The organism is Microbacterium sp. C-MGS6 (assembly GCF_058140415.1).
Genome location: NZ_CM176934.1, coordinates 3,445,002 through 3,469,578, shown reverse-complemented (window position 1 = coordinate 3,469,578; position 24,577 = coordinate 3,445,002). Strand labels below are relative to the sequence as shown.

Here is a 24,577-nt window from a genome sequence, read left to right as displayed (position 1 = left end):
GGTGCTCCGGACGACGGATCGGGTCGGGGTCGACGTGCCGTTCCCCTGTGGATAACTTCGGATGCCACGGTAGTCACACCGGCTCGGAACGGCAACCTGCCCTTGAAAACACGCGGGCGTGTTGGATGTGGCGGATGCGTCCGGCTTGTGGATAATGGCTGTGCGGTACGCATGGGATGACAAGCGGTACAGGTCGCAGATTTGCCCTGTCCGCCGCCAAGACGTACCCTTAGTCGGTTGACTTATGCCTGTTTGGCAGTTCCCTATGTCTCCGGTCGAAGTGAATCCGGTGACAGCATTCCCGGAGTGATCTCATGAGCAAGCGCACCTTCCAGCCCAACAACCGTCGTCGCGCCAAGAAGCACGGCTTCCGTGCCCGCATGCGTACCCGCGCCGGCCGTGCCATCCTCTCGGCACGCCGCGCGAAGGGCCGTACCGAGCTCTCCGCGTAAGCAGCTGTGCTCGCCCGCCCGTTCCGTTTGACCCGCGGGAGCGACTACCGACTGGTCGTTCGACGCGGATCGCGTTGTGGCGGGGCCCGCGTCCTCACCTCCATGCTGGCGACGGGCGAGAGCAGGGCCGCGCGGTTCGGCTTCATCATCAGCAAGCAGGTGGGCACGGCCGTGGTGCGCAACACCGTCCGTCGGCGACTCAAAGCCGTCTGTGCGGAGGCGCTCCCGCGTGTTCCTCAGGGCACGGATGTCGTCATCCGTGCCCTTCCTGCGTCCGCGACCGCCTCCTACGCGGAGCTTCGCAGCGATGTGCATCGTTGCCTGGCGCGGCTCGCACCGGCCGAGGCCGCCTCATGACCGCGTTGCCGGCCTCGTCGGTGGGGACGGGGGAGATGCACGGGCGCGACGTGCTTCGCAGCATCCCGCTCCTGCCGCGCAACGCCGTGCTCGCCTTCCTGACGGGGTACCGCAGGGTGGTCTCGCCGATGTACGGGGACGTGTGTGCGTACTACCCCTCCTGTTCCGCCTACGCTGTAGGTGCGGTGCAGCAGCACGGCGCCGTGCGGGGGGCTCTGCTCTCGGCGTGGCGCATCCTCCGCTGCAATCCCTGGTCTCGCGGAGGCGTCGACGACGTCACACCGCACCGACACTTCCGCTACGACCTGACCGCACACGGTTTCGTCGTCCCCTCCCGAAAGGACTGATCGGTGGGTCTTGACCTTCTGTTCGCCAGTGCCACCCCCAGCCCGGAGCCGGCATCCGGCGGATTCGACCTGCTCGGCACGATCCTGTGGCCGCTGAAGTGGGTCGTCGAGCTCATCCTCGTCGCCTGGCACTGGCTTCTCACGGCGGTCGGCCTTCCTGCCGCCTCGGGCATCACCTGGGTCCTCTCGATCGTCGGCCTCGTGATCGTGGTCCGTGCAGCGCTCATCCCGCTGTTCGTGAAGCAGATCAAGAGCCAGCGCAAGATGATGGAAATCGCTCCTGAACTGCGGAAAGTTCAGGAGAAGTACCGCGGCAAGAAGGATCAGCTCTCTCGTGAGGCGATGAGCCGCGAGACGATGGCGCTGTACAAGAAGCACGGCACGACGCCGATGTCGAGCTGTCTGCCGTTGCTCGTGCAGATGCCGATCTTCTTCTCGCTCTACAGCGTGCTGAGCGACGTCAGCAAGCACGCCCGCGACAACGTCGGTGGCGTCGGCCTGCTGAGCCCGGAGCTCACGAAGGAGTTCTACGACGCGAAGCTCTTCGGCGTCGCTTCGCTGCACGAGACGCTGGGCAACGCCATCGATGCCCAGAACGTCACGGCGATCATCATCCTCGTCACCCTGGTCGTCCTGATGATCGCGTCGCAGTTCTTCACCCAGCTGCAGATCATCTCGAAGAACCTCTCGCCGGAGGCCAAGACCGGCCAGGCGTACCAGATGCAGAAGATCATGCTCTACGTGCTGCCGCTGGGCTTCATCTTCTCCGGTGTCTTCTTCCCGCTCGGTGTCGTCGTGTACTGGTTCATCTCGAACCTCTGGACCATGGGCCAGCAGTTCCTCGTCATCCGTGAGATGCCCACCCCGGGCTCGGAGGCGGCGAAGGCGCGCGAAGAGCGTCTGGCGCGTAAGGGCAAGGCCATCGATTCCTCGGGCAAGGTCGTGCCGATGTCGGTGTACGAGGCAGAGCAGCAGCGTCTGCTGGAGCAGGCCGAGAAGGCGAAGGCTGAGGCACCGAAGCGACAGCAGCCGGTCGGCAAGAAGCGCGCGAAGAAGAAGGGGAACGCGTCATGAGTGAGGTCGTGACCGGGAGCACCGAGCCCACTGTGGCGCAGCTCGAGAACGAAGGCGATGTCGCCGCGGATTACCTCGAGGAGCTGCTCGACATCGCCGACATCGACGGCGACCTGAACCTCGATGTCCGGCAGGGGCGTGCCTACGTCTCGGTCGAGGCCGAGGGTGACGGCCTCGCGCTGCTCTCCGCTCCGGACACGGTGCAGGCGCTGCAGGAGCTCACGCGTCTCGCCGTGCAGAACAAGACTGGCTCGTTCTCGCGTCTCATCCTCGACATCGGAGGATCCCGCGACACGCGCCGCCGGCAGCTCGTGACCCTGGTCGAGGCGGCGGCCGCCAAGCTCGATGAGGGCTCGTCGCAGGCGTCGCTGCCGGCGATGTCGAGCTACGAGCGCAAGCTGGTCCACGACATCGCTGCCGAGCGAGGGCTCGTCTCCGAGTCGTACGGCGAGGGCGCGGACCGTCACACGGTCCTGCGTCGTCATTGACGTACCGAAGGCGAGTACGGGCGGGTGTCTGAGACGAACGATTCCGGCGAGAAGACCGTCGAGCAGGAGCCGGCTGTCGCTGCCGATCTTTTCGGAGACCGCCTGGAGATCGCTCGGCGGTTCACGGACTCCCTCGCCCGTGAGGGGGAGGAGCGGGGTCTGATCGGGCCGCTCGAACTGCCCCGCCTGTGGACCCGTCACATCCTGAACAGCGCGATCGCCGCACCGCTCTTCCATGGTTCCGTGGCGGACATCGGGTCTGGGGCCGGACTGCCCGGTCTGGTGCTCGCCATCGCCCGCCCCGATGTGTCGTGGACACTGGTCGAGCCGATGGAGCGTCGGATCAACTGGTTGACGGAGCAGGTGAACGATCTCGAGCTCTCGAACGTCACCATTCTCCGGGCGCGTGCGGAGGACGTCCGTGCGAAGGGTGCCTTCGACGTCGTCACGGCTCGCGCGGTGAGCGCGCTGCGTACCTTGATTCCACTGACGGCTCCGCTGGTGCGCGATGGTGGTGAACTCACCCTCTTGAAGGGCATGAACGCCGCGAACGAGATCGAGGCGGCGCGGAAGCAGATCGCGAAGTTCACACTCTCCGACGTTCGCGTCGAGGTTCTGGGCGAGGGACTGCTTCCCGAGACGACCCGGGTCGTCCGTGCCCACGTGCGCTGAGGACCTTGTCGTTTCACGTGAAACACTGCCATCAGAGTGTCCTTCTTTGGCGGGCACTACCCCTTGATCGACTGATCCGAAGAGGTTGTGCCCGCTCACGGATGGGGTCCGCCCGGACAGGCCATGTTTCACGTGAAACAACAACGAGTCTCGGAGCAGTGCGGTAGGACGCTACTCTCGGCTCCGAAGGCGCTGAGTCGGGAATCGCGTTCACTGGGTGCATCGGCGACGTCGGTGTCTGGTTGCTCCAGTTACGGTGAACCGGAAACGGTGACCGACCTCTGTCTGACACGGTTGCCGGGAGCGCTGGGTTCGGGGGCGTAGAGGTTCATCCATCGCGGTACCATCTTCACTGAGGCGGTCAGGGGCGAGTACCACGACTCCGGAGGCCGGCCTCGGAGAGGGAATCGGTGGGCGCCGCCACACAACTCCTTGGCATCGGAACTGTGGGCGGGCGTACTCATCAACGTCTCCGAGTCTCTTTGGAAAGCGCGTGTGGAGACCGGTGGGGCATCCGCCGATCGAGCCAAGGAGCGTGGGGCGCTGCCCCCGAGCGGTCCGTAGGTCAAAAGTGATGTCTTCCTGCGAGGTCATCGGACGCACTGCTCGTTGAGTGCCCTTCGGCTCGACACTGATACCTGCCCGTGCTGTGGGTCAGCGAGCGGGGTGTGCTGTCTTCACGGCGCGGCGTGGTGGGCTGCGGATCGCAGAACCTCCCGTGAGGCAGGCGCAGGAGGTGGGATCGTGGTCGGCGTGGCCACATCAGACACACAACTGTTTCACGTGAAACGTCGCGCGATTCGCTTCGACGAGTTATCGCACGCGCGTACGTCGTTCGCTGACCATCTCCGACCGTTTGCCATGGCGCATTCGGTAGTGGAGGAGGTATCCCTCAGTCGCAGCGATCTTGAATGACTGTTTCACGTGAAACAGTCGGTTTCTCGGTGTGGCTCCCACGGTGCCCGAGTGCCGTCCTCCCGCTGAGGGGCACCGATCTTCAGCGCGTGCGCAGAGTGCAGTGACGGTGAGCGCGGCACGGGGCGAACGTGTCATGTCTCTCTGCATCGTGTGCGTACCTATGCTCATCGGTCGTCGGGGGGAGCCCTCGTCAGAGCCGACTGGGTCGTGCCGCTGGCTCCTGCGGGTCGCTGCGGCAGTGGAGGTCCCCCGCGGGGGTGTCGACAGGCAAGAAGGTCATCCGCTCGGTGAAGCTACCGCAGGGGGTGCCTCGGTGCCTCGTTTCCTCTGCCGTCTGAGACGGACATGGTGCCACCAGTCCTGTCAGTGACGTTCGGGGTGTGCCTCGAAGCCTGGACTGGAGCCGGCGGGCGGCATTCTCGTGGGAAAGTGTGATGGTGTCGCCGGGTTCTGCGGCGGGGGAGGCGGCGCGATACTTCGTCCCGTGCCTGGTCAATGACGACTCGGGGCAACGGGGTCGGGCCCTGGCGCTCGATGGTGTGTCGACGTGTAAAGGCACCCGGTGAGTGGCCTTCTTCGGAGGAGTGGCCTCTGAACCTTTCTGCGGCGCTATCGGATCCCTCGTGCCTCGTCTCGAGTGTCGTCGGGGGGAGACGGGTGTAACCGATGCAGGCCTGGCATTGGATGGTGTGTGTCCATGTGTGGAGGGGGCCGGTGGGTACCTTGACGCGGGAGTGGGGTTTTGAGCTTTCGGCCGCTACGGCAGAGGCGCTCATGCCTCGTCTCGTGTTTCGTCCGGGGGATGACTCCGGACACCCGGGGCTCGCCTTGATGCTCAACGGTGTCCCTCGAAGAGCGGGCCGGGCCCGGTGATCGGCCTTCCCGTGGAGGAGCGGGCAACGGTGTGACCGGGCGCCGCTGTGGCAGACGTGCCGTGGTGCCGCCTCTCTATAGCGGTCCGCGGTGGACCTGCTCGGCGAGCTCTGATCCTCGCTATGGACGGTGTGCACAGGAAGGGAAGTGGGAGCTGTGTGCGGCGTTTGCGCGAGAGTCGGGTGTGAACGTGCCCTGCCGCCACCGTGGGGCTACGGCTCGCGTGACGCAGATGGCTCTTGAGCGACGGTCGTTCCACACACTTCGGGCAGGCATGCCGAGTGGTGTGCGTGGACGGGCGACGCCACGTCGTTCGATGGGCATCGCCGTGAAGGGAAATCCCTCCGCGCCAGAACTGCTCCCAGGTGTGCTCCGTCGTCGTGGGGCGACCCGAGCAGCGGCTGGGAACACGTGCTGCTGTGCGTGCCCGAGATGGTGAACGGATGTGAACAGGCTAGGAGGGGTTGTGTTTCACGTGAAACAGACCGCGATCGGGCGGCGGATTCACGGGAGACGAGCCGTCGCAAAGGGCGAAGGAACGGGTCAGATTGAGTATCGATGTACCCATGCGGCGCGATCCCTCGTCCACCTGCCGGCTCGGACGCGGAGGCAGCCGCGTGATGCTCCGCGAGTTCTGCGGGCAGGCAGGTCATGGGGGGCCAGAACGACGCGACGCACCTGTCGCGAGGTCTCATGGAGCACAGGGCATGGGCACCCGGATCGGTGCTGCGCGACGCTGGCGTGCTCCCGGCCGAGGGTGCATGCGTGAAGGATCCGGGCGCTCTGCAGCGGGATGCCCGGCAGAGCGGTGGCTCGCGGGTGTAGGCAGGGGTTATCCAGAAGGACGCGGTCGCGAATTCGCCTGACCGCGGCAGGCACCCCGCGTGGGAAGCTGCGACAAGGTACCTGAGTGAGGTGGGGAGGCCGAGGTTTGCGAGCGCGGGACTGGGCCTCGAGAAATGTGGCGTCGAACCGGACGACGCGGAGAAGCTACGCCGGACCGCCAGGCGCTCTCATCGAGGAGGGGCACGAGGTCGGCTCGCCAGCACGCTTCGGTGGAGCGGTAGGGACCCCAGTCGCGTGATTCAGACATCCGTCTCAGCAGGGGACCCCGGTGTCAGCGCTGGGGGCGTCCCTTCGCCTTTCGTCGATGGAGTTGCGCGAAGCCACCGGTGACGAAAGCCGCGTTCAGCGGGCCGTGCTGAAGCCTCGTTTCACGTGAAACGAACCTCACCGGAGCTGACTGTCCGCGTGTATGCGGAAGTGCGCGGACGGGAAGCATCTCTGCCGCCCGGTCGTGCCTGTGATCCGACGTCGGTCGCTGCGATTAGAGTGGAACGCGGCCCCGAAAGGAGTGGATGTTTCACGTGAAACAGTCCGAGAAGGCATCGTCGAACGAATCGTTCGGGATGGACACCCCCCTCGCGCGAGAAATCGCGGATCTCTCCGTTCGTCGCCGCGCGCTCGAAGCAGTCACCGTGGAGTTCGGGGGAGACACGCGAATCCTGACGGTGTCGAACCAGAAGGGTGGCGTGGGTAAGACCACGAGCGCCGTCAACATCGCTTCGGCATTGGCTGGTCTGGGTGCGAAGGTGCTCGTCATCGACCTGGACCCTCAGGGGAACGCCTCCACGGCGCTCGGGGTGCCACACAATGCCGACACACCGAGCGTCTATGACGTCCTCATCGACGAGTTCCCGCTCGCGGAGATCGTGCAGCCCAGTCCGGAGAGCCCCAATCTCTTCTGTGCGCCGAGCACCATCCACCTCGCGGGTGCCGAGATCGAACTCGTCGCACAGGTCGCCCGGGAGCACCGACTTCGCCGTGCTCTGAAGGACTACCTCGTCGACAACCCTGTCGACTTCGTCATCATCGATTGCCCCCCATCGCTCGGACTCCTCACGATCAACGCGTTCACCGCGGCGAACGAGGTCTTCATCCCGATCCAGTGCGAGTACTACGCCCTGGAAGGCCTGAGCCAGCTGCTCGGCAGCATCCAGATGATCCAGAAGCACCTGAATCCGAGCCTCCATCTCTCGACGATCCTCCTGACTATGTTCGACGGGCGGACGCGTCTGGCGCAGCAGGTTGCGGAGGAAGTGCGCTCGCACTTCCCGTCACAGGTGTTGGACACCGTGATACCGCGGTCCGTACGCGTATCGGAAGCCCCCAGTTTCGGCCAGACGGTCATCGCCTACGACGGTCAGTCCGCCGGAGCGATCGCCTACCGTGAGGCCGCCGTCGAGATCGCGTCGCGACAGACGCAGAGCAAGGAGAAATAATGGCGAAGCGCACTGGACTCGGCCGCGGCATCGGCGCCCTCATCCCGACGGCGGACCAGGCCGAACGTCCTGTCGACGTGTTCTTCCCGGGCGCGAAGATCGCTCCGGCACCCGAGGCTCCCTCCGCGAACGCCGACGCGGCACCCGAGGCTGAGCTCGAGGCGGTGCCCGGGATCCACCTGATCCAGGTCGACCCGCAGGCGATCGTCCCCAACCCCCGCCAGCCGCGCACGCACTTCAACCCGGAGGACCTCGCGGAGCTCGTGCACAGCGTCCGCGAGTTCGGCGTGCTGCAGCCGGTGGTGGTCCGGAAGAACAGCGACGGCGAGTACGAACTCATCATGGGGGAGCGGCGCACGCGGGCTGCCCGCGAGGCCGGACTCGAGTCGATCCCGGCCATCGTCCGGGATACCGCCGATGAGGACCTGCTGCGGGACGCGCTCCTGGAGAACCTCCACCGCTCGGAGCTGAACCCGTTGGAAGAGGCATCGGCCTACCAGCAGCTCCTCGACGATTTCGGCATCACGCAGGAGGAGCTCGCGACGCGCATCGGTCGTTCCCGTCCGCAGATCAGCAACACCATCCGCCTGCTCAAGCTTCCTGTCCCCGTGCAGCAGCGGGTGGCCGCTGGTGTCCTGACCGCCGGACACGCGCGCGCGATCCTGAGCGTGGACTCGCCGGAGGCCATGCAGCGCCTGGCGGACAAGGTCGTCAACGAAGACCTCTCCGTCCGTGCCACGGAAGAGGCGGCCAAGTCCCAGCCCTCCGCAGGGAAGACTCCCAAGCCCACGCCCGGGGCGCGGCGGGCGTACCTGGATGAGGTCGCCGGCAAGCTGGGGGACCGGCTCAACACCCGCGTCCGGATCGCACTGGGCGCTCGGAAAGGCCAGGTCACGATCGATTTCGCTTCGATCCAGGACCTGAACCGCATTCTCGAGGAGCTCGGCGAAGAAGGATACGGCTCCGCGCGCTGACCCCGCCCCCGGTCGGGGGTGACATAGACTCGCGTCATCTTGTCGATGCGAGGGGGATGTCATGTCCAGACCAGCTGATCCAGCGAGTATCAAGCGTCGCGTGATCGCCGTCAGTATTGCGGCGGCTCTGGGCGGATTCCTCTTCGGATTCGACACCGCGGTGATCAACGGTGCTGTCGACGCCCTGGCGGGAGATGTCTCAGGGTTCGACCTCGGCACGGGTCTCAAGGGCTTCGCTGTCTCCTCCGCCCTGATCGGCTGTGCGGTCGGCGCCTGGTTCGCCGGCCCGGTGTCGAACAAGTTCGGACGCATCCCGGTGATGGTTGTCGCCGCGGCGATGTTCTTCGTCTCGGCGATCGGCTCCGGACTCGCGTTCAGCGTCGTCGACCTCATCGTCTGGCGTGTGATCGGCGGACTCGGCGTCGGCGCGGCTTCGGTGATCGCCCCCGCCTATATCGCGGAGGTGTCTCCCGCCGCGATCCGCGGTCGTCTGGGATCGCTGCAGCAGCTCGCCATCGTCCTCGGCATCTTCGCCGCCCTGCTGTCGGACGCCCTCCTCGCCGGCATCGCGGGGGAGGCCGACCAGCCGCTCTGGGGCCTGACCGCCTGGCGATGGATGTTCATGGTCGCGGCCATCCCCGCGCTCGTCTACGGGTTGATGTCGCTCCGGCTGCCGGAATCCCCGCGCTACCTGGTGCGCAAGGGCGAAGTGAAGCGTGCCGCGGAAGTGCTCCAGACCGTCACGGGGACGATCGACACCGAGGCGAAGATCAAGGAGATCACGGGCACGATCGACACGGAGCGCTCCGAGTCGCTGCGAGACCTGCGAGGCAGCCGTCTCGGCCTCAAGCCGATCGTGTGGGTCGGCATCCTGCTGTCGGTGTTCCAGCAGTTCGTCGGCATCAACGTGATCTTCTACTACTCCACGACACTGTGGCAGTCGGTCGGATTCGACGAGTCCAGCGCTCTCCTGACCTCCGTCATCACCTCTGTGACCAACATCGTCGTCACGATCGTCGCGATCCTGCTCGTCGACCGGATCGGACGCCGGATCATGCTGCTCGTCGGCTCCGTCGGCATGACGGTGACCCTGGGACTCATGGCGCTCGCCTTCTCGTTCGGCACGCTGGACGCCTCGGGCACCGCGACGCTTCCCGACCCCTGGGCGACCGTCGCCCTCGTCTGCGCCAACGGCTTCGTGGTGTTCTTCGGTGCGAGCTGGGGACCGCTCGTGTGGGTCCTCCTGGGCGAGATCTTCCCGAACTCGATCCGTGCCGGTGCCCTGGCCGTGGCCGCCGCGGCGCAGTGGGTGGCGAACTTCTTCATCTCGACGACGTTCCCGGCGTTCGCCGAGATCGGCCTCACCTTCGCCTACGGCTTCTACGCGTTCTTCGCGTTGCTGTCGTTCTTCTTCGTGTTCTTCAAGGTGCCGGAGACCAAGGGCCGCGAGCTCGAGGACATGAGCGAGGATGCGAAGGTGGAGCGCCGACCCCGTCGCGCACGCGCGTAGGCTGGAGGGATGACCGAGTCCGTCCCCCGTCGCGCCAGCCTGGAAGTGCTGCGCGCCGAGGCCTCGGACGAACTCGCCGTCCTCGTCCAGGAGCGCCTGCTCGGCGGTGAGGACCCCTGGGAGTTCATGGAGGAGCTGCCCAGTGTCGACGAACTCGTCGTCTACCTGCTGCGCGCCGACAACATCGCCGCGAACGACGGGGTACGTCCCAACGCCGCGCGGCATTACCGGGTGCTGCGTCAGATCGCCCTGGAGTACCCGGAGCTCACGCCGGCCGTCTGGGGGCTCCTGGACGAGAAGCAGCGCCATCGTCGCTGGGACCCCCGCATCGCCGACGCCTCCTGACGACCGATGCTCCTCGTTCCCTACGACCCGTCGTGGCCGCAGCGATTCGAGGAGTTCGCGGCATCGATCCGCGCTGCCGGGGCGGACGGCTGGATCGTCGAGCACATCGGTTCGACGGCCATTCCCGGGATGAGCGCGAAACCGATCGTCGACCTCGCGGTGCGCGTGCAGACGCGAGGGGAGTTCGACGCGTACCGGTCCGCGTTGGAGGCGGTGGGATGGCGCACCGGCAGCGGAATCCGCACTCATCCGGTGATGATCATGGAGGCGGCCGGGGAGCGCCTCGCCATCGCACACTTCTTCACGGCAGCCGAATGGGATGCCGTGCCTCAGCGCCTGCTGCGGGACTGGTTGTGCGCCCACCCGGACGATGCGGAGCGATACGAACGCGTCAAGCACGAGGCAGCGCGGGAGGCGGAGGAGCGGAACTCCTCCTACAACGCAGCGAAGACCGCTGTCATCCAGGAGATCGTCGACAGGGCGCGGGCAGCACGCGGGCTCGAGCCGGTGGACGTGTACGACAAGCGCTGATCACCCTGGGCTGGCCGAGCATGCGAGAAGGGCCGCGCCCGGAGGCGCGGCCCTTCTCGTGGTCGTGGGGATCAGCCGAGGAAAGCGGCGAGATCCTGCTCGAGAGCGAACTTCGGCTTGGCGCCGATGATCGTCGTCTTGACCTCTCCGCCCTGGAAGACCTTCATCGCCGGGATCGACGTGATCTGGTACTTCATGGCCAGCTCCGGGTTCTCGTCCACGTTGAGCTTGAGGATGGTGATCTTGTCGGGGTTGTCGGACTGGATCTCGTCCAGCACCGGCGCGACCATACGACACGGACCGCACCACTCGGCCCAGAAGTCCACCAGCACGGGACCATCGGCCTGCAGCACGTCCTGCTCCCAGGTCGCCTGGCTCGTTGCCTTTGCACTCATCAGAGTTCTCCTTGTTCGAGGTTCGCCTGTTGCAACAACGGGCGGGGGGAAAGTGTTCCCGGCCCTGGTCAGGCCGTGATGACCTCGGCGGCCTCGGCCGCGGGGACCTCGACGGACGCGTCCTCGAGGTCGGCGAGGAAGTGCTCGGCGTCGAGAGCCGCGATCGTGCCCGTCCCGGCGGCGGTGATGGCCTGGCGGTAGGTGGGGTCGATCACGTCACCGGCGGCGAAGACACCGGGGACCGACGTCCGCGAGGAGCGTCCGTCGACCCAGATCGTCCCCTCGGGCGTGAGCTCGAGCTTCTCGTGGACGAGGTGCGTGCGCGGGTCGTTGCCGATCGCGATGAACAGGCCGTCGAGAGGGAGGTCGCGCAGCGACCCGTCCTCCGTGGAACGCAGCTGCACGCCGGAGACGGCGGTGTCGCCCAGGATCTCGACGACCTCGCTGTTCCACACGAACTCGATCTTCTCGTTCGCGAAGGCGCGCTCCTGCATGATCTTCGAGGCGCGGAGGGAGTCCTTGCGGTGGATGACGTACACCTTGTCGGCGAATCGGGTGAGGAAGGTCGCCTCCTCCATCGCCGAGTCGCCGCCGCCGACGACCGCGATGGTCTTCTGACGGAAGAAGAAGCCGTCGCAGGTGGCGCACCAGGAGACGCCGAAGCCGGAGAGGCGCTCCTCGCCCTCGATGCCGAGCTTGCGGTAGGCCGAACCGGTGGCGTAGATGATCGTCTTGGCCTCGTGGGTGGCACCCGAACCGAGGGTGACCTTCTTGACGGGACCGGCGACATCGAGCTCCGTGACGTCGTCGTAGAGCACCTCGGTGCCGAACTTCTCGGCCTGCTCCTGGAACTTCGCCATGAGCTCAGGGCCCTGGATGCCCTCCGGGAAGCCGGGGTAGTTCTCCACCTCGGTCGTGTTCATGAGCTCGCCGCCGACCTCGACGGAGCTCGCGATGAGGAGCGGCTCCAGGTTCGCGCGCGCCGCGTAGATGGCAGCCGTGAATCCGGCGGGGCCGGAGCCGATGATGATGACCTGACGCATGTGATCTCCGTTAGAAAGGCGGTGCCGTCGAAAGACGTCCGACTGCTTCAACCCATGGTAACCGCGGGGCATTCCCGCGTCAGCGGCCGGGCAGGAAGCGGCGGACGAGCCCGCCGGCGGCCTTCAGCTCCGGGGCGCGGAAGACCGCGAGGATCGCGACGTAGACGATCACGACGACGAGGCCGACGACGGCGGTCGCCAGGGCGCCGGGGATGACTCCGGACGTGGCCCATCCGGTCGTCCCCCCGATCAGGAGGAACGTTCCCCATCCGGCGAGCCCCGCCGGGATCGCGGCGACCGCGAAAAGCGCGAGGGCACGCAGCCAGGACAGGATTCCGATGCCGCCGATCTTGCGATGCAGCAGCCAGGTGGCGACGATCGTCTGCAGCGTGCTGGCGATGGACTGCCCCAGAGCCACGGCGGCGGCCAGCTGCGTGAGGTCGATGACCTCCGCCGACAGCAGGGCGACGGCTCCCAGCGCGGTCACGACGATCAGCGCGCACTGGAAGATCGTGAACCAGAAGGGCGTGCGCGTGTCGTCGTACGCGTAGAAAGTGCGCTGCACGATGAACAGGATCGTGAGGGGGATCAGGCTGACCAGGTAGCAGAGGAGGACGACGGCCGCCCCCTCGGCGTCGGAAGCACTCTCGGTGAAGACACGGGAGGCGGGGATCGCCGCGGCGGCCACCGCGGCGACGGCGGCGACGATGAAGAACAGCAGCGTGCGGATGCTGCGCGAGATGTCTCCGCGGACCTCGTCGTGCCGCCCGGCGGCGGCGTGCTCGCTGATCTGCGTGAAGTACGGGGTCCCGATCGACAGCACGATGACCGAGTAGGGGAGCATGAAGATGAGCCAGGCGTTCGTGGTCACGGCGAGCGAGGCGCCCGACTCCGAGGCGTTGCTGACGATGTTGCCCTGCAGCACCCCGGCGGACAGTGAGGCGAACGCCATCAGGAAGGTCCATCCCGCGAGCTTTCCCACGTTGCCGAGGCCGACGCCCCGCCACTGGAAATCGGGGCGGAGCGAGAGTCCCGTCCGACGCCAGAAAAGCAGCAGGACGAGCGCCTGCACGGCGATGCCGAGGGTCGCCGTGCCGCCGAGCAGGGCGATCATCTCCGGCGTCCAGTCGGCGGAGTCGCGGGACACCGGCGAGAACGCCCATCCCAGGATCAGGAATCCGATGATCGAGACGATGTTGTTGACGACCGGTGCCCAGGTGAACGGCCCGAAGATGCGCCGCGCGTTCAGGGCTTCGCCCAACAGGGCGTACAGACCGTAGAAGAGGATCTGCGGGAGACACCAGTAGGCGAGTGCGGTGGCGAGCGCCTGGGTCGTCGAGGAGAGCCCGCCTGCCACGATCTGCACGAGCCAGGGCGCTGCGATCGTGGCGAGAGCCGTGACGGCGACGAGCACGACCGTCCCGAGGGTGAAGAGCTTCGAGATGAACGCGTTGCCCCCGTCGGCGTCGGCGGTGGCCTTGACGATCTGCGGCACGATCACCGCGGTGAGGATGCCGACGGAGATGAGGGAGAAGACGCTGTTCGGGAGCGTGTTCGCCGCGGCGAAGGCGTCGGCCGGGCCCGACTTGAACGAGCCGATCACCGCCACGAGGACGATACTGCGCAGCAGCCCGGTCACGCGGGAGACCAGGGTGCCCGCGCCGATGATGGCGCTGGCGCGCCCGAGACTAGTCACGCGACTCCTTCGTGGGAGGGGCATCCGGGCCGTCGGGGCGCTCCTGCACCGCGGCTTCCGCTTCCTTCTCCTCGATCAGTTCCTCGACGGCGGCCTCCACGGCCTGCTCCTCGATGGCCTCCCGACGCTTCCGGCGCACCGTGCGCACCACCCCGAGGGCGATGAGGAGCACGGCGAGGCCGCCGAAGACGATGAGACCGATGGTCTCCCATTCCGCGCGCACCGCGACCCGGATGGTCTGCTCCGACTGGATCGGCACTCCGGTCGGGCTGGTGAGGCTGAGGCGCAGGTCGAGCTCGCCGCTGCCGACCCGGGCCGACACCGGCACCTTCGCCCTCGTGGTCGAGCTCGCCTGTACGGCGACGTCGATCACGGGTGTCACTTCGAGGCGCGGATCGGTGGGGGACGCGTACAACCGCACCGTCACCGGCCACGGGAGGTCGTTGCGCACGGCGATGGGGAGGTCGGCGTTGGCCGTGAGGAGCTGGATGGTGCTGGAGTCGGGGATGCTGACGGCGCCGAGCGTCTCGGTGGTGCGCGCGCGATGGGCCGCGACCTTCTCGGTGAAGGCTTCCGCGGAGGAACCGACCGCGATGGTGCGCAGGATCCGGATCCGCTCCGGGCTCAGCAGCACGAGCGGGTCACTGAGGACGGTCGCGAAAGCGGTGAGGGAGCGCTCATCGGCGAGGAGGTTCGTGAGGTCGGACGCCCGGGTCGCCGCGGCCGTCTCCGGCAGTGTCACCGCGACGGCAGGTGCGGCCCGCACCGCCGAGAGCTCGAAGCCGATGGAGTCCGCGGTGGAGATCGCGTCACGAAGGGCCTCTGCGGGACGACTCTCGTCACGCTCCAGGCCGATGAGGAGCGGAGCGCCAGGCGCCCGGGCACCGGCGAGGAAGAGCCGGGCTGCCGCCTCCGCCAGCAGCCCCTGGCGGGGAGCCGAGGCGGATTCGGTCGCCGCTGCGGAGAGGGCCGCCGACGTGGCCGCGTCGGTGACGAGCAGGTCCTGTCCGCCCGCCGTCGCATGAGCCGCACTCTGACCGCCGACCGTCTCGGACGACACGACCGTCGTGGCGGTGCCCCCCAGGTAGCCGGTGAACGACGCGAGGTCAGCCTGCGTGAGGTCGCTCTCCGGCCAGACGATTCCCGGGACCGCGCCGTCGATCTCCGCGAGCTCGTCGTCGGTGGGAAGCGCGGGCCCGTCGGTCGGCGTCGCCGAGGGGTCGGCGGTGGCGGCGGGGGTGTTCGTCGGTGTCACGGCGCGCTGCTGCGGGAAGGCCGCGGGATCGAGCAGCGAGGTCAGCGGCAGCGGCGCCAGCGCCTCGGGCAGACCGGCCTGCGCCTGCACCGTGAGGTCGGCATCGCCGAACTGCAGGGCGAAGCGGGCGTTGGGGAGTTCGTCGAGCCTCTGCAGCCAGTCGCTCGCCGTGGAGGGAGCCGCGGTGCCCAGTGCGCGGATCGAGGTGAGGATGGCGGGATCGACCGCGAGCACAGCCGTCGTCCCGGCGACGCCGTCGAGCTGCGCGGTGAGGTCGCCGTCCGGGGCGGTCAGCTCCGTGAGCTCGTCAGCGCTCAGGAGGGCACCGCCGGCCGGGGTGGCGGTGATGGGCACGAGGACGCCGACCGGATTGGTCGGGCTGGCGCTGACCACGAGGACGCTCGTCGCGCTGGTGTCCCAGGTGGTGGTGCGCTCCCCCTCGGCGTCCTCCGTACCGGCATCGCTCAGGGCGGCCCGCAGCGGGTACACCCCCGGTTTCAACGGCTTCAGCGTCTCCTGCGGCACGAACACAGTGGTGGTGGCGGATCCGCCCGCCTCCGCCGGCTTGGTGGCCTCTTCGCCGAGGGAGAGGAAGGAACCGGCGGCCTGTCCCTCGTCCAGCCATTCGGTCACGGCATCGTCGTCGGTCAGTGGCGTGCTCCCGAGCTCGATCTCGACGCGACCCGCGGAGAGCTCCGCCTCGGTCTCGTTCTCGATCGTGACCACGGCCGACGTCGACGTGCCCGGCGCGACGGTGCCGCGTAGACCCGCCGTGACGTGCAGTTCGACACGGTGGTCGTCGTCCGCGGCGGGCTGGTCGGCCGCCATCGCGGGACCGGCGACACCCACCGCGCAGACGCCGGCGGCGACCACGAACGCCGCGAGCCGGCGCGCACGCGCGCGGAGGCCCGTCGGGGGAGTGATCGCGGTCATGAAGGTCTTCCTCGAACGCCGGGGAGAGGCGGATCGTGAGTACTGACCCTGTGATTCTAGGAGGCCGGACGGAGGAGAACCCTGAAGACGCGTAGAGTGACGGCCGTGTCCGACACCCCCGCCCCCCGCCCCGACCCGCTCCGCAGCGCTGCGTTCGCCGCGGATCTCGATGCCGCCGATCTCCGATCCGAGCCGCTGCGACGTCTCTGGGGCGAGGAGGCGGATGATGCACTCGCCCGTGGTCTGCGCGAGCCCATCCTTCGGGCGATCGCCGAGGATGAGGGGGTCCTCGCGACCCTCGGACGCCTCCTGGTGCTCGGCCTTCCCCAGCCGCGCGCGGCCGTGGAGCGCGCACTGCCGACGCTCGGCGTGGACGGGCTGGAGGCTCTGGGGCTGGCGACGACCGACGCCGACACCGTGACGCCGAGCGCGCTGCTGCGCCCGCAGTCGTTCGTCGACGAGGACGGAGTCGGGGAATGGTGGATCGCCAGCGACCTGGACGAGGTCGCCCTCGACGGCCCGCTGCCCGCCGACCACGTCCTCGGTGTGGGCGGAGCCTCCCGCACGCTCGCTGAGACGGTCGTCCCGCTCGCGGTGGATCGTGCCCTCGACCTCGGCACGGGCTGCGGCATCCAGGCGCTCCTCGTGGCACGACGCGCCGGCCGGGTCGTGGCCACCGACGTCTCCCGCCGCGCCCTCGCCTACGCCGCGCTGAACGCGCAACTGAACGGGGTCACGAACATCGAGTTCCGTCACGGGAGCATGTTCGCGCCGGTCGCCGGGGAGGCGTTCGACCTCATCGTCTCGAACCCGCCGTTCGTGATCACCCCGCGCACGGCGGGGGTGCCCGCCTACGAGTATCGCGACGGCGGTCTGGTCGGCGACGCACTGGTCGAGCAGTTCGTGCGCACGGCACCGGCGCACCTCACCCCGGGCGGCATCGCGCAGCTGCTGGGCAACTGGGAGTCGCGGACGGGCATCACCGGCCTCGCGCGGCTGGACGCGTGGGTGCCCGCCGACCTCGACCTGTGGGTCGTCGAGCGGGAGGAGCTGTCCCCTCTCGCCTATGCCGAGCTGTGGATCAGGGACGGCGGCATCACGCCGCGCGATGCCGCCTTCACTCCGCTGCTGACCGCGTGGCTCGACGACTTCGCGGCGCGCGGCGTGACCGCGATCGGCTTCGGCTATGTGCTGCTCCGCCGCGGGCGGGGGGAGCCGCTGCGGCGATCGGAGCGGGTGACGCAGCCCGTGGCGAACGTGGGCGCGGCGCTCGGCCTCGGGCTCGCGGCCCACGATGCGCTCGCCGCAGGGCTGCCCGACACCCTCGTCGTGGCTCCGGACGTCACCGAGGCGCGCCACCTTCTCCCCGGTAACGACGACCCGAGCGTGATCGAGCTGCGTCAGGGCGGCGGGTTCGCGCGCACCGTCGCGGTGGACCCCGCGCTCGCCGGCTTCGTCGGCGCGTGCGACGGCGAGCTCCAGGTGCTGCAGATCGTCCCCGCCCTCGCGGACCTCTTCGAGGTGCCGTTCGCGCAGCTGTGGGCGGAGCTCGAGCCGCGCATCCGCGGGCTCGTCCTCGACGGCTTCCTGCTCCCGGGGGAATAGTCCCGGCTTCCATGCGTTCGAATACACCATGAAGGCTTTCGGATTCCTCTCGTTCGGTCACTACGCCGACGTGCCCGGCTCGGCCACCCGCACGGCGGGCGACATGCTGAAGCAGACCATCGAGATCGCGGAGGGCGCCGACGAGCTCGGCGTCAACGGCGCCTACGTCCGCGTGCACCACTGGGCACGCCAGGCGGCGTCCCCGATGCCGCTGCTGACGGCCATGGCCGCGCGCACCGAGCGCATCGAGGTCGGCACCGGCGTGATCGACATGCGGTACGAGAACCCGTTCCAGTTCGCCGAGGAGGCGGCCGCACTCGACCTCATCGCCGACGGCCGTATCGCGCTCGGCGTGAGCCGCGGGTCACCCGAGACGGCGCTGCGCGGCTACGAGACCTTCGGCTTCCGCGACGAGGAGGACCCGGAGCGAGGCAGCGTGCTCGCACGGGAGAAGTTCGAGATCTTCCTCCGCGCCATCGACGGCGAGCGACTCGCTCCCGGCGACCCCCGGATGGTGGGTGCGGGACAGTACCTCGCGATCGAGCCGCAGTCCCCCACGCTGCGCGACCACATCTGGTGGGGGTCGGGTTCGCGCGCGACGGCCGAGGAGACCGGCCGCAAGGGACTCAACATGATGAGCTCGACGCTCGTGACGGAGGCCACCGGTCAGCCCTTCCACGAGCTGCAGCGCGAGCAGATCGAGCTCTTCCGCTCCGCCTACCGTGAGGCCGGCCACACCGGGACGCCTCGCGTGTCGGTCAGCCGCAGCGTGTTCCCGCTCGTGTCGGACATGGACCGCGCCTACTTCGGGCTGCGTAGCGAGGAGAACGGCGACCAGATCGGCATCATCGACGGGTTCCGCTCCACGTTCGGCAAGACCTACGCCGCGGAGCCCGATGTGCTCATCGAGCAGCTCCGGCAGGACGAGGCCGTCATGGCCGCGGACACCCTCATGCTGACGATCCCGAACCAGCTCGGGCCGGAGTACAACCTCCACGTGCTCGAGGCGTTCGCGGAGCACGTGGCGCCGGCCCTCGGGTGGAAGCCCAACACGGAGGGTCCGGTCCAGGGCGACCCCGTGGTCTGATCCGGCATGGCGGTCCGACCGATAGTGTCGGGGGCATGTCCGCAGGCAGTTCCCCGCTCACCATCCGGCCGTGCCGGGGGGAAGAGGAGTACGCGGAACTCGTCGAGATCTGGCGCAGCGCCGTTCGCGCCACCCATGACTTCCTGGAGGAGACCGACTTCGCCCGGATCGAATCGCACCTCGCGTCCGATTACTTCCCCGCGGTGACCCTCACCGTCGCCGAGCAGGACGGGGTTCCGGTCGGGTTCGCCGGCGTCCACGACGACGGGCTGGAGATGCTGTTCGTCTCCGATGCCGTTCGCGGACGCGGTGTGGGCTCTGCCCTGCTCGCCGAGGTCGTCGTCCACCAGGGCGTGGCCAGGGTCGATGTGAACGAGGACAACCCGGGCGCGCGCGGGTTCTACCGCAGCCGAGGCTTCGTGGAGGTGGGCCGGAGCGCGCTCGACGGTGACGGTCGTCCCTATCCGATCATCCACATGGCGCTTTCGGACGACCCCAAGGCCTGATCCGCGGGTGTCCGGTACGGCGGCCCGCTCTTGACACCGGCCGCGGAACGCCCGACGCTGGGGACGGCGCGCCGACCGGTGCCCGTCCCCACCGCTTCGGAGGCACCATGACCCGCGTGCGCGTCGACCTCAACATCACTCTCGACGGCTTCGCCACGACGACCGATCAGACCCCGGAGAACCCGTTCGGCGAGGACTGGGGACGACTCACCGCCGCCTACACCGCGACCCGCACCTTCCAGGAGCGCGTCTTCCACGACACCAGCGGCGCCGGCACGACCGGGGTGGACGAGAAGTACGCGGCACAGTACTTCCGGGGCATCGGTGCCGAGATCATGGGCGCCGGGATGTTCGGCCTCCACGCGAACCCGGACGACCCGGAGTGGCGCGGCTGGTGGGGCGAGGAGCCGCCGTTCGAGGTTCCGGTGTTCGTCCTCACCCACACCCCGCGCCCGCCGATCGAGTTCGCGAACGGCACGAGCTTCCGCTTCCTCACCGCGACCCCCGAGGAGGCGCTGCGGGAGGCGGTGGCGGTGGCCGGAGGGAGTGACGTGCGCGTCGGCGGCGGGGCGACCACGGTCCGGGAGTTCCTGCGCGCGGGGCTCGTCGACGACCTGCACGTGGGCATCACCCCGATCCTCACCGGCAGCGGGATCCGTCTGTGGGACGACCTGCGCGGCCTCGAGGCCGGCTATCGCGTGACCTCCGAGGTCGCGGAGTCCGGCGTGACCCACATCACGTTCTCCCGCGAGGGCTGAGGCCCGGCACGCGGTCGCAGATTCGCACCGAGCTCGCACGGATTGCCGGGAGAACCTGCGACCTCGTGCGGAAGTGCGGCTGCGCCCAGGAGAGTCGCGGCATCGGTCTGGAAGGATCGGGGCGTGCATTCCGCGCTCGCTCCCTCTGAAACCGTCCCGTTCTGGGGGCGCCGCTCCGTGGTGCTCTCGGTGTTCCTCATCCCGCTGGCTCTGGCGATATTGCTGTTCACCGTCGAGTCCGGCCCCGTCTTCCTCCTGTGTCTCGTGGCCGTCCTCCCCGCGGCGGCGGTGACGATGTTCGCCGCGCGCTGGGTCGCTCCGCGGGTCTCGCGCTCCTGGACGTCCTCCATGCTGGCGCCGGCCTGGGGCGCCGGTGCTGCTGTGCTCATCGCCACCGGGCTCGGCGCGTGGTCTTCCGAGCAGGCGCTGTACGTCGACGATCAGGGCATCCTGCGCGAGGCGATCCCCTCGACGTGGGTGCTGACGCCCATCGTGGAGGAGCTCGGGAAGGGTCTCGGGGTGCTGCTCATCCTCGCTCGCCCGGCGCGTCGGGCGCCGCGGCGTACTCTTCGGCGCGATGGCCGGGGCGCTGGTCGGCGTGGGCTTCGCGGCGGTGGAGGACGCCTCCGCCATCGCGGCTGACATCGCGGCGAACGATGTCGGCTACGGCGTGGTGACGTGGATCGTCCGCACGCTCACCTTCCCCACGCATGCCGCTCTCACCGTCTGGACCGGGGCGGCGCTCGGCCTCGCGCTGGATGCCCGTCGCGCCTGGTCCCGCCCGCTCGTCGCGCTCGCCGGACTCACGGTGGCCATCGGAGCCCACGCCGCGATCAACTACGGGAACCTCGCCGGCGCCACCGATCAGGCCTCGTTCTTCACAGCCTTGGGCACGGCACTTGGTTGGATCGCGGTGTCGACGGTCCTCGCCGTGACCCTCCGCCTCGTGCTGACCCGCCGCGGAGCCTGAGCCCTCGCGGATCGCGTGCACAGCTTCGGACATCTCGACCGACACGCCGACGTGGGGGCTGAACGACGGCGAGTCGAGCCCCGGCTCCGAAGCTGTGCCCGGACGGGCGGCGGCGTCGTGGGGTGCTTCAGATGTCGCTGAAGTCGTTGCCACCGGTGCTGAGGCGGCTCACGATGTCGCCGGTCATCGTGAGGTCGACGTACTCCACACCGACCTCGCCGGGGTTCACGAGCGAGGAGGTGCCGGGGACTTCCCGCACGCCGATGCTCAGGTAGTCGGCGACGCCATCGCCGTCCTCATCCCACCCGTCCACGGCCCCTGCGGCCATCGCCTCAGCGCGCGTCGAGCCGATGCCGATACCCTCCGGAGTCCGGACGATCACTCCCGGCGCGTCTGCCGACACGACGAGGTCGATGCGGGTGTCGCGGACCGTGGCCTTCGTTCCCGGCCAGTCGTAGCCGGCGTACACGGCGCCGTACGGACCCTCCACGGGTGCCTCCGTCGGCGCCGCTCCGAACGCATCGGTGAGGGCCGCGAGGGCGCCGTCGGCGTCGTCGTACGCGAGGACCGGGCCGTCATCGATCGAAAGGCCGTCAACCGAAATCTCGACGACACGGTCCGCGGGCGTCGCGGGGGGAGAGGCGATGATGGATGGCGACGGCGATGGCGACGGCACTGGTCCACCGCCCTCCGTGCTCTCGGGCGCGCAGGCGGTGAGGGCGAAGCCCAGGACTGCAGCTGCGGTGGAAGCGATCACGAGCCGAGAGGGGTGGGGCATGGCTTGAGCCTAGAGTGAGCGCGGGATCGACCGGCGGACGGAGGCTGAACCGTTATCGGTGGGGGATCCGTGCGCGAAGAGCGGGCGCCGCCCGGGGAGAACCCCGGACGACGCCCGCTGACGGGCTACACCGTTTCGATCGTCTCCACCGTGGCATCCCGGCGGCGGCGACGCAGGGCGAACAGGCCGAGGCCGGCGGCGAGCAGCACGACCGCGCCGATGACGAACGGCGTGCTGTCGGCACCGGTCGTCGCGAGGTCACCGTCCGTCGCACCACCCGAGTCGCTCTCACCGGGGACGATCGCTCCGCCACCGGCCGCCGCGGTCACGGTCAGGGAGGCCGTCACCTCTGAGCCGTCGGGGAGGATCACGGCGAGGGTGTGCGCACCCGCCGGGGTGCCCGCCGGGATGGTGACGGTGCGCGCGAACGTGCCGTCCGCCGCGACCGTGACCGTACCGAGCGAGACCGGGTCGGACCGCAGCTCGAGCGCGAGCTCGGCGCCCTCCGCGAAGCCGCTGCCCGACACGGCGAGCGTGCCGCCGGCGGTGACCGAGGACGCGCCCAGCTCGACGGTCGCGGGCTTCTCGGGCTCCGGCTCCTCCGTGACCGGTGGGGTGACGCCGGCCTCGGTCACCCACTTCTCGCCCGCGTCGGACTTGGTCACGGTGAACGTGTCGTAGACCGCGCCGACGGGGAGGTCGGTCGTGGCGTCCGGCTGCTTCTCGGCGAGGTACGACCGGTAGACGAGCTGGTTCTTCGAGACATCGATCACCTGGTAGGTCGTCACGCCCTGACCGCGCAGCACCTGGGTCGCGCCGTTGTTGGTCCAGACGTTCTTCTCCGGGGTCTCCAGGTCGTAGTGCTTGGCGCCGGAGTTCGACACGACGTACACCGGCCCCGTGGTCAGACCGGGAGTGTCCGTGGCGTCCGTGTTCACGAAACCGCGGGCATACGTGTGGTCGTGGCCCATGAGCACGAGGTCGATGTCGTTGCGCTGGAAGACGGGCAGCCACTCGGCACGGAGCACCGGCTCGTCACGACCGGCCGACGCCGAGAACACCGGCTGGTGGAACGTGACGACGTTCCACTTCGACGGGCTGTTCTGCAGCAGCAGGTCGAGCCACGCCGCCTGGAAGCGCGTCCACAGCGTGCCGATCTGCGACGACGGGCATTCCGCGCCCGTGCAGGACGGGAGCCCGGCCGGCGTGAGGAAGGTCGTGTCGCGCGTCGCGTTCAAGGTGATGAAACGGACGCCCTGGTAGTCGGTGTAGTAAGCGGTCTCTGCGGCGAACGAGCTCCAGTGGTCGAAGAACGCGCGGTACTGCTGCGCCACCTCGGAGTCGCCCTTCGCCAGGTTCGCGAGTTCCCCGATCGAGCTCGTGGACGGGTTGTTGTGCGGGTACTCGAACGCGGCCTTCCAGGCGGTGAGGAGCTTGTCCCCCGAGTACTCGTGGTTGCCGGGGGCGGCCATGACGTTGGTGCGCACGGCGGAATCCTCCATGCCCTTGAACCAGTTCAGCCACTCGTTCTCGTTGCTGGACGTGTTGATGAGGTCTCCGGCGTGCACGGAGCCGATCGATCGCGGGGCGTGAGCCTCTGCCTGCTTCACGACGCTCGGCCACGTGGTGTCGAGACCGATTTGGGCGTCGCCGTAGTAGATGAACTGGAAGTCGCTCGCCTTCGGGTCCGCGGTGCGGAACTCGTGCCAGTCGCTCCAGCTGCCGGGGAGGCCGACACGGTAACGGTACGCGCTGGCCGGGGTGAGGTCGGTGACCGTGGCCGAGAAGTGCTTGTTCGGGTTGCCGTTCACCACTCCGGCGTCATAGGCGTCGACCGTCCGGGTGGCCCCACCTGCTGCGGGGCCGATCTCGACCTGACCTGCCGTGTGCGACGGGTCGCCCGCGAGCCAGGAGAACGACTGCGACACCTCCGGCTTCTCGGTCGGGGTGAGGATGACGCGGGTCGGCGGGGCGACGACGGGAGTGCCGGGGTCGGAGGCCTTCACGAGGGTCAGCGACGACATGTCGAAGTAGATGTCGGAGCTCGACGCGCGGTCCTGGAACAGCGACACGGCGATGGTGTTCGTGCCGTCGCGGAGCAGGTCGCCCTCGGCGCTGAACGTGCTGGTCAGGGGGTCGCCGTTGGAGTCTCCGGCGTACTCGACGTTGGTGGTGTCGGTGATGCGGCCGTCGACGTAGCGGGCGACCTCCTCGCCGTTGATCCACACGATGATCGCGTCGTCGAAGGTGACGGTGCTCTGCAGGGCGGCGACCTGCTCGGCGACGCCGGCCTCCAGCTCGAAGGTCGTGCGGAAGAAGTACGTCGGCACCGTCGGTGCCTTCACCCCGTCGAGGTAGTGGTTGAGGAGTGTCTTCGGGGTCTGCGGTCCCACCGGCGCGAGGGCGCCGTTCTTGGCACCGAAGCTGCCCGGTGCGGTCTTCCAGGCGCTGTCATCGTACGCGGGCAGGGTCCAGTCGCGCAGCGCGGCCGGGGCGGGCGACGGGTCGGAGCCGTCGTCGAGGTAGTGCCAGGGGGTGTCGCCGGTGAGGAGCGAGCCGGTCGGCACTTCCGGGTCGGGCGCGGCGAGGGCCGCGGGGGCGACGACGGCGCCGCCGAGCACGGCGAGCAGCGCGACGGACGTCAGTCCGCGACGCCGCCACCGCACCGCAGGGGTGGGGGAGGTCATGTCTGTCCTTCGTGGGTGGGTGTCCGTGCTCAGCCGCACGG

General features: G+C 68.6%; 23 protein-coding genes. 17 read left to right on the top strand and 6 right to left on the bottom strand.

The features are described 5' to 3' along the window. Positions 1 to 314: 314 nt before the first annotated feature. The 11 genes from rpmH (at position 315) to AC3B5L_RS17140 (ending at position 10,823) form a co-directional block, all read left to right on the top strand. Positions 315 to 452 carry a 50S ribosomal protein L34 gene (rpmH, locus tag AC3B5L_RS17190; protein ID WP_022879826.1) on the top strand — a complete coding sequence of 46 codons (138 nt, stop codon included), beginning with the start codon at positions 315 to 317 and terminating at the stop codon, positions 450 to 452. A gap of 6 nt (positions 453 to 458) precedes the next feature. After that, positions 459 to 809, top strand: a complete 351-nt coding sequence (gene rnpA / locus AC3B5L_RS17185) for a ribonuclease P protein component (protein WP_187662786.1) — start codon at positions 459 to 461, stop codon at positions 807 to 809. Beyond that, the gene (gene yidD / locus AC3B5L_RS17180) at positions 806 to 1,156 is read left to right on the top strand and encodes a membrane protein insertion efficiency factor YidD (RefSeq protein ID WP_490096007.1); all 351 of its coding nucleotides are present in this window, start codon (positions 806 to 808) and stop codon (positions 1,154 to 1,156) included. Before rnpA ends, yidD begins: the two co-directional genes overlap by 4 nt. Before the next feature lie 3 nt (positions 1,157 to 1,159). Then, on the top strand, positions 1,160 to 2,230 hold the full coding sequence (yidC, locus tag AC3B5L_RS17175; protein WP_187662784.1) for a membrane protein insertase YidC: 1,071 nt from the start codon (positions 1,160 to 1,162) through the stop codon (positions 2,228 to 2,230). After that, positions 2,227 to 2,718 (top strand): Jag family protein, encoded by a 492-nt coding sequence (locus tag AC3B5L_RS17170; RefSeq protein WP_187662783.1) that lies wholly within the window; start codon positions 2,227 to 2,229, stop codon positions 2,716 to 2,718. The genes yidC and AC3B5L_RS17170 overlap by 4 nt, the downstream gene beginning before the upstream one ends. Positions 2,719 to 2,742: 24 nt before the next feature. Further along, entirely contained in the window at positions 2,743 to 3,390 is a 648-nt protein-coding gene (gene rsmG / locus AC3B5L_RS17165) for a 16S rRNA (guanine(527)-N(7))-methyltransferase RsmG (protein WP_280567620.1), read from the top strand. A 3,149-nt stretch (positions 3,391 to 6,539) separates the two neighbouring features. Further along, on the top strand, positions 6,540 to 7,463 hold the full coding sequence (locus AC3B5L_RS17160) for a ParA family protein (protein ID WP_232089132.1): 924 nt from the start codon (positions 6,540 to 6,542) through the stop codon (positions 7,461 to 7,463). Next, positions 7,463 to 8,437: a ParB/RepB/Spo0J family partition protein gene (locus AC3B5L_RS17155; RefSeq protein WP_187662781.1), complete on the top strand. Its 975-nt coding sequence runs from the start codon at positions 7,463 to 7,465 to the stop codon at positions 8,435 to 8,437. Before AC3B5L_RS17160 ends, AC3B5L_RS17155 begins: the two co-directional genes overlap by 1 nt. Before the next feature lie 61 nt (positions 8,438 to 8,498). Then, complete coding sequence (locus AC3B5L_RS17150; protein ID WP_187662780.1) at positions 8,499 to 9,947, top strand: sugar porter family MFS transporter; 1,449 nt, start codon at positions 8,499 to 8,501, stop codon at positions 9,945 to 9,947. 9 nt (positions 9,948 to 9,956) lie between these two features. Further along, on the top strand, positions 9,957 to 10,292 hold the full coding sequence (locus AC3B5L_RS17145) for a hypothetical protein (RefSeq protein ID WP_025102860.1): 336 nt from the start codon (positions 9,957 to 9,959) through the stop codon (positions 10,290 to 10,292). Between the two features lie 6 nt (positions 10,293 to 10,298). Next, positions 10,299 to 10,823 (top strand): GrpB family protein, encoded by a 525-nt coding sequence (locus AC3B5L_RS17140; RefSeq protein WP_490096006.1) that lies wholly within the window; start codon positions 10,299 to 10,301, stop codon positions 10,821 to 10,823. 71 nt (positions 10,824 to 10,894) lie between these two features. Here the strand turns inward: AC3B5L_RS17140 and trxA are convergent, their stop codons facing one another. The 4 genes from trxA to AC3B5L_RS17120 all read right to left on the bottom strand — a co-directional run bounded on the left by trxA (position 10,895) and on the right by AC3B5L_RS17120 (position 16,145). Continuing rightward, entirely contained in the window at positions 10,895 to 11,218 is a 324-nt protein-coding gene (trxA, locus tag AC3B5L_RS17135) for a thioredoxin (protein WP_025102859.1), read from the bottom strand. A gap of 68 nt (positions 11,219 to 11,286) precedes the next feature. Continuing rightward, positions 11,287 to 12,261: a thioredoxin-disulfide reductase gene (gene trxB / locus AC3B5L_RS17130; RefSeq protein ID WP_280567630.1), complete on the bottom strand. Its 975-nt coding sequence runs from the start codon at positions 12,259 to 12,261 to the stop codon at positions 11,287 to 11,289. A 79-nt stretch (positions 12,262 to 12,340) separates the two neighbouring features. After that, positions 12,341 to 13,957, bottom strand: a complete 1,617-nt coding sequence (murJ, locus tag AC3B5L_RS17125; RefSeq protein ID WP_259953744.1) for a murein biosynthesis integral membrane protein MurJ — start codon at positions 13,955 to 13,957, stop codon at positions 12,341 to 12,343. Beyond that, entirely contained in the window at positions 13,950 to 16,145 is a 2,196-nt protein-coding gene (locus tag AC3B5L_RS17120) for a DUF6049 family protein (RefSeq protein WP_490096005.1), read from the bottom strand. Before AC3B5L_RS17120 ends, murJ begins: the two co-directional genes overlap by 8 nt. A gap of 96 nt (positions 16,146 to 16,241) precedes the next feature. On the opposite strand from AC3B5L_RS17120, the gene AC3B5L_RS17115 reads away from it, so the two are divergent. From AC3B5L_RS17115 to AC3B5L_RS17090, 6 genes are all read left to right on the top strand, one after another. After that, on the top strand, positions 16,242 to 17,750 hold the full coding sequence (locus AC3B5L_RS17115) for a DUF7059 domain-containing protein (protein WP_396817903.1): 1,509 nt from the start codon (positions 16,242 to 16,244) through the stop codon (positions 17,748 to 17,750). Positions 17,751 to 17,778: 28 nt separating this feature from the next. Continuing rightward, complete coding sequence (locus AC3B5L_RS17110) at positions 17,779 to 18,837, top strand: LLM class flavin-dependent oxidoreductase (protein ID WP_259953747.1); 1,059 nt, start codon at positions 17,779 to 17,781, stop codon at positions 18,835 to 18,837. 35 nt (positions 18,838 to 18,872) lie between these two features. Further along, entirely contained in the window at positions 18,873 to 19,343 is a 471-nt protein-coding gene (locus tag AC3B5L_RS17105) for a GNAT family N-acetyltransferase (protein WP_187662772.1), read from the top strand. A gap of 107 nt (positions 19,344 to 19,450) precedes the next feature. After that, positions 19,451 to 20,101: a dihydrofolate reductase family protein gene (locus AC3B5L_RS17100; RefSeq protein ID WP_490096004.1), complete on the top strand. Its 651-nt coding sequence runs from the start codon at positions 19,451 to 19,453 to the stop codon at positions 20,099 to 20,101. A gap of 123 nt (positions 20,102 to 20,224) precedes the next feature. Further along, a complete protein-coding gene (locus tag AC3B5L_RS17095; protein ID WP_490096003.1) occupies positions 20,225 to 20,743 on the top strand; it encodes a hypothetical protein in 519 nt (172 codons plus the stop codon). Continuing rightward, a complete protein-coding gene (locus AC3B5L_RS17090; protein ID WP_490096002.1) occupies positions 20,679 to 21,071 on the top strand; it encodes a PrsW family glutamic-type intramembrane protease in 393 nt (130 codons plus the stop codon). The genes AC3B5L_RS17095 and AC3B5L_RS17090 overlap by 65 nt, the downstream gene beginning before the upstream one ends. A gap of 127 nt (positions 21,072 to 21,198) precedes the next feature. Here AC3B5L_RS17090 and AC3B5L_RS17085 read toward each other — a convergent pair whose 3' ends face one another. Continuing rightward, complete coding sequence (locus AC3B5L_RS17085) at positions 21,199 to 21,849, bottom strand: hypothetical protein (protein WP_187662769.1); 651 nt, start codon at positions 21,847 to 21,849, stop codon at positions 21,199 to 21,201. A 125-nt stretch (positions 21,850 to 21,974) separates the two neighbouring features. Then, on the bottom strand, positions 21,975 to 24,536 hold the full coding sequence (locus AC3B5L_RS17080; protein ID WP_259953749.1) for a purple acid phosphatase family protein: 2,562 nt from the start codon (positions 24,534 to 24,536) through the stop codon (positions 21,975 to 21,977). Positions 24,537 to 24,577 lie beyond the last annotated feature (41 nt).

What these genes read in the sequence shown, in the direction of transcription:
- trxA (WP_025102859.1), bottom strand. Translation starts at nt 11,218, where the DNA reads ATGAGTGCAAAGGCAACGAGCCAGGCGACCTGGGAGCAGGACGTGCTG.
- trxB (WP_280567630.1), bottom strand. Translation starts at nt 12,261, where the DNA reads ATGCGTCAGGTCATCATCATCGGCTCCGGCCCCGCCGGATTCACGGCT.
- AC3B5L_RS17155 (WP_187662781.1), top strand. Translation starts at nt 7,463, where the DNA reads ATGGCGAAGCGCACTGGACTCGGCCGCGGCATCGGCGCCCTCATCCCG.
- yidD (WP_490096007.1), top strand. Translation starts at nt 806, where the DNA reads ATGACCGCGTTGCCGGCCTCGTCGGTGGGGACGGGGGAGATGCACGGG.
- AC3B5L_RS17160 (WP_232089132.1), top strand. Translation starts at nt 6,540, where the DNA reads ATGTTTCACGTGAAACAGTCCGAGAAGGCATCGTCGAACGAATCGTTC.
- AC3B5L_RS17090 (WP_490096002.1), top strand. Translation starts at nt 20,679, where the DNA reads ATGGCCGGGGCGCTGGTCGGCGTGGGCTTCGCGGCGGTGGAGGACGCC.
- AC3B5L_RS17085 (WP_187662769.1), bottom strand. Translation starts at nt 21,849, where the DNA reads ATGCCCCACCCCTCTCGGCTCGTGATCGCTTCCACCGCAGCTGCAGTC.
- AC3B5L_RS17145 (WP_025102860.1), top strand. Translation starts at nt 9,957, where the DNA reads ATGACCGAGTCCGTCCCCCGTCGCGCCAGCCTGGAAGTGCTGCGCGCC.
- AC3B5L_RS17170 (WP_187662783.1), top strand. Translation starts at nt 2,227, where the DNA reads ATGAGTGAGGTCGTGACCGGGAGCACCGAGCCCACTGTGGCGCAGCTC.
- AC3B5L_RS17105 (WP_187662772.1), top strand. Translation starts at nt 18,873, where the DNA reads ATGTCCGCAGGCAGTTCCCCGCTCACCATCCGGCCGTGCCGGGGGGAA.
- AC3B5L_RS17110 (WP_259953747.1), top strand. Translation starts at nt 17,779, where the DNA reads ATGAAGGCTTTCGGATTCCTCTCGTTCGGTCACTACGCCGACGTGCCC.
- AC3B5L_RS17140 (WP_490096006.1), top strand. Translation starts at nt 10,299, where the DNA reads ATGCTCCTCGTTCCCTACGACCCGTCGTGGCCGCAGCGATTCGAGGAG.
- AC3B5L_RS17080 (WP_259953749.1), bottom strand. Translation starts at nt 24,536, where the DNA reads ATGACCTCCCCCACCCCTGCGGTGCGGTGGCGGCGTCGCGGACTGACG.
- rpmH (WP_022879826.1), top strand. Translation starts at nt 315, where the DNA reads ATGAGCAAGCGCACCTTCCAGCCCAACAACCGTCGTCGCGCCAAGAAG.
- AC3B5L_RS17150 (WP_187662780.1), top strand. Translation starts at nt 8,499, where the DNA reads ATGTCCAGACCAGCTGATCCAGCGAGTATCAAGCGTCGCGTGATCGCC.
- AC3B5L_RS17120 (WP_490096005.1), bottom strand. Translation starts at nt 16,145, where the DNA reads ATGACCGCGATCACTCCCCCGACGGGCCTCCGCGCGCGTGCGCGCCGG.
- AC3B5L_RS17100 (WP_490096004.1), top strand. Translation starts at nt 19,451, where the DNA reads ATGACCCGCGTGCGCGTCGACCTCAACATCACTCTCGACGGCTTCGCC.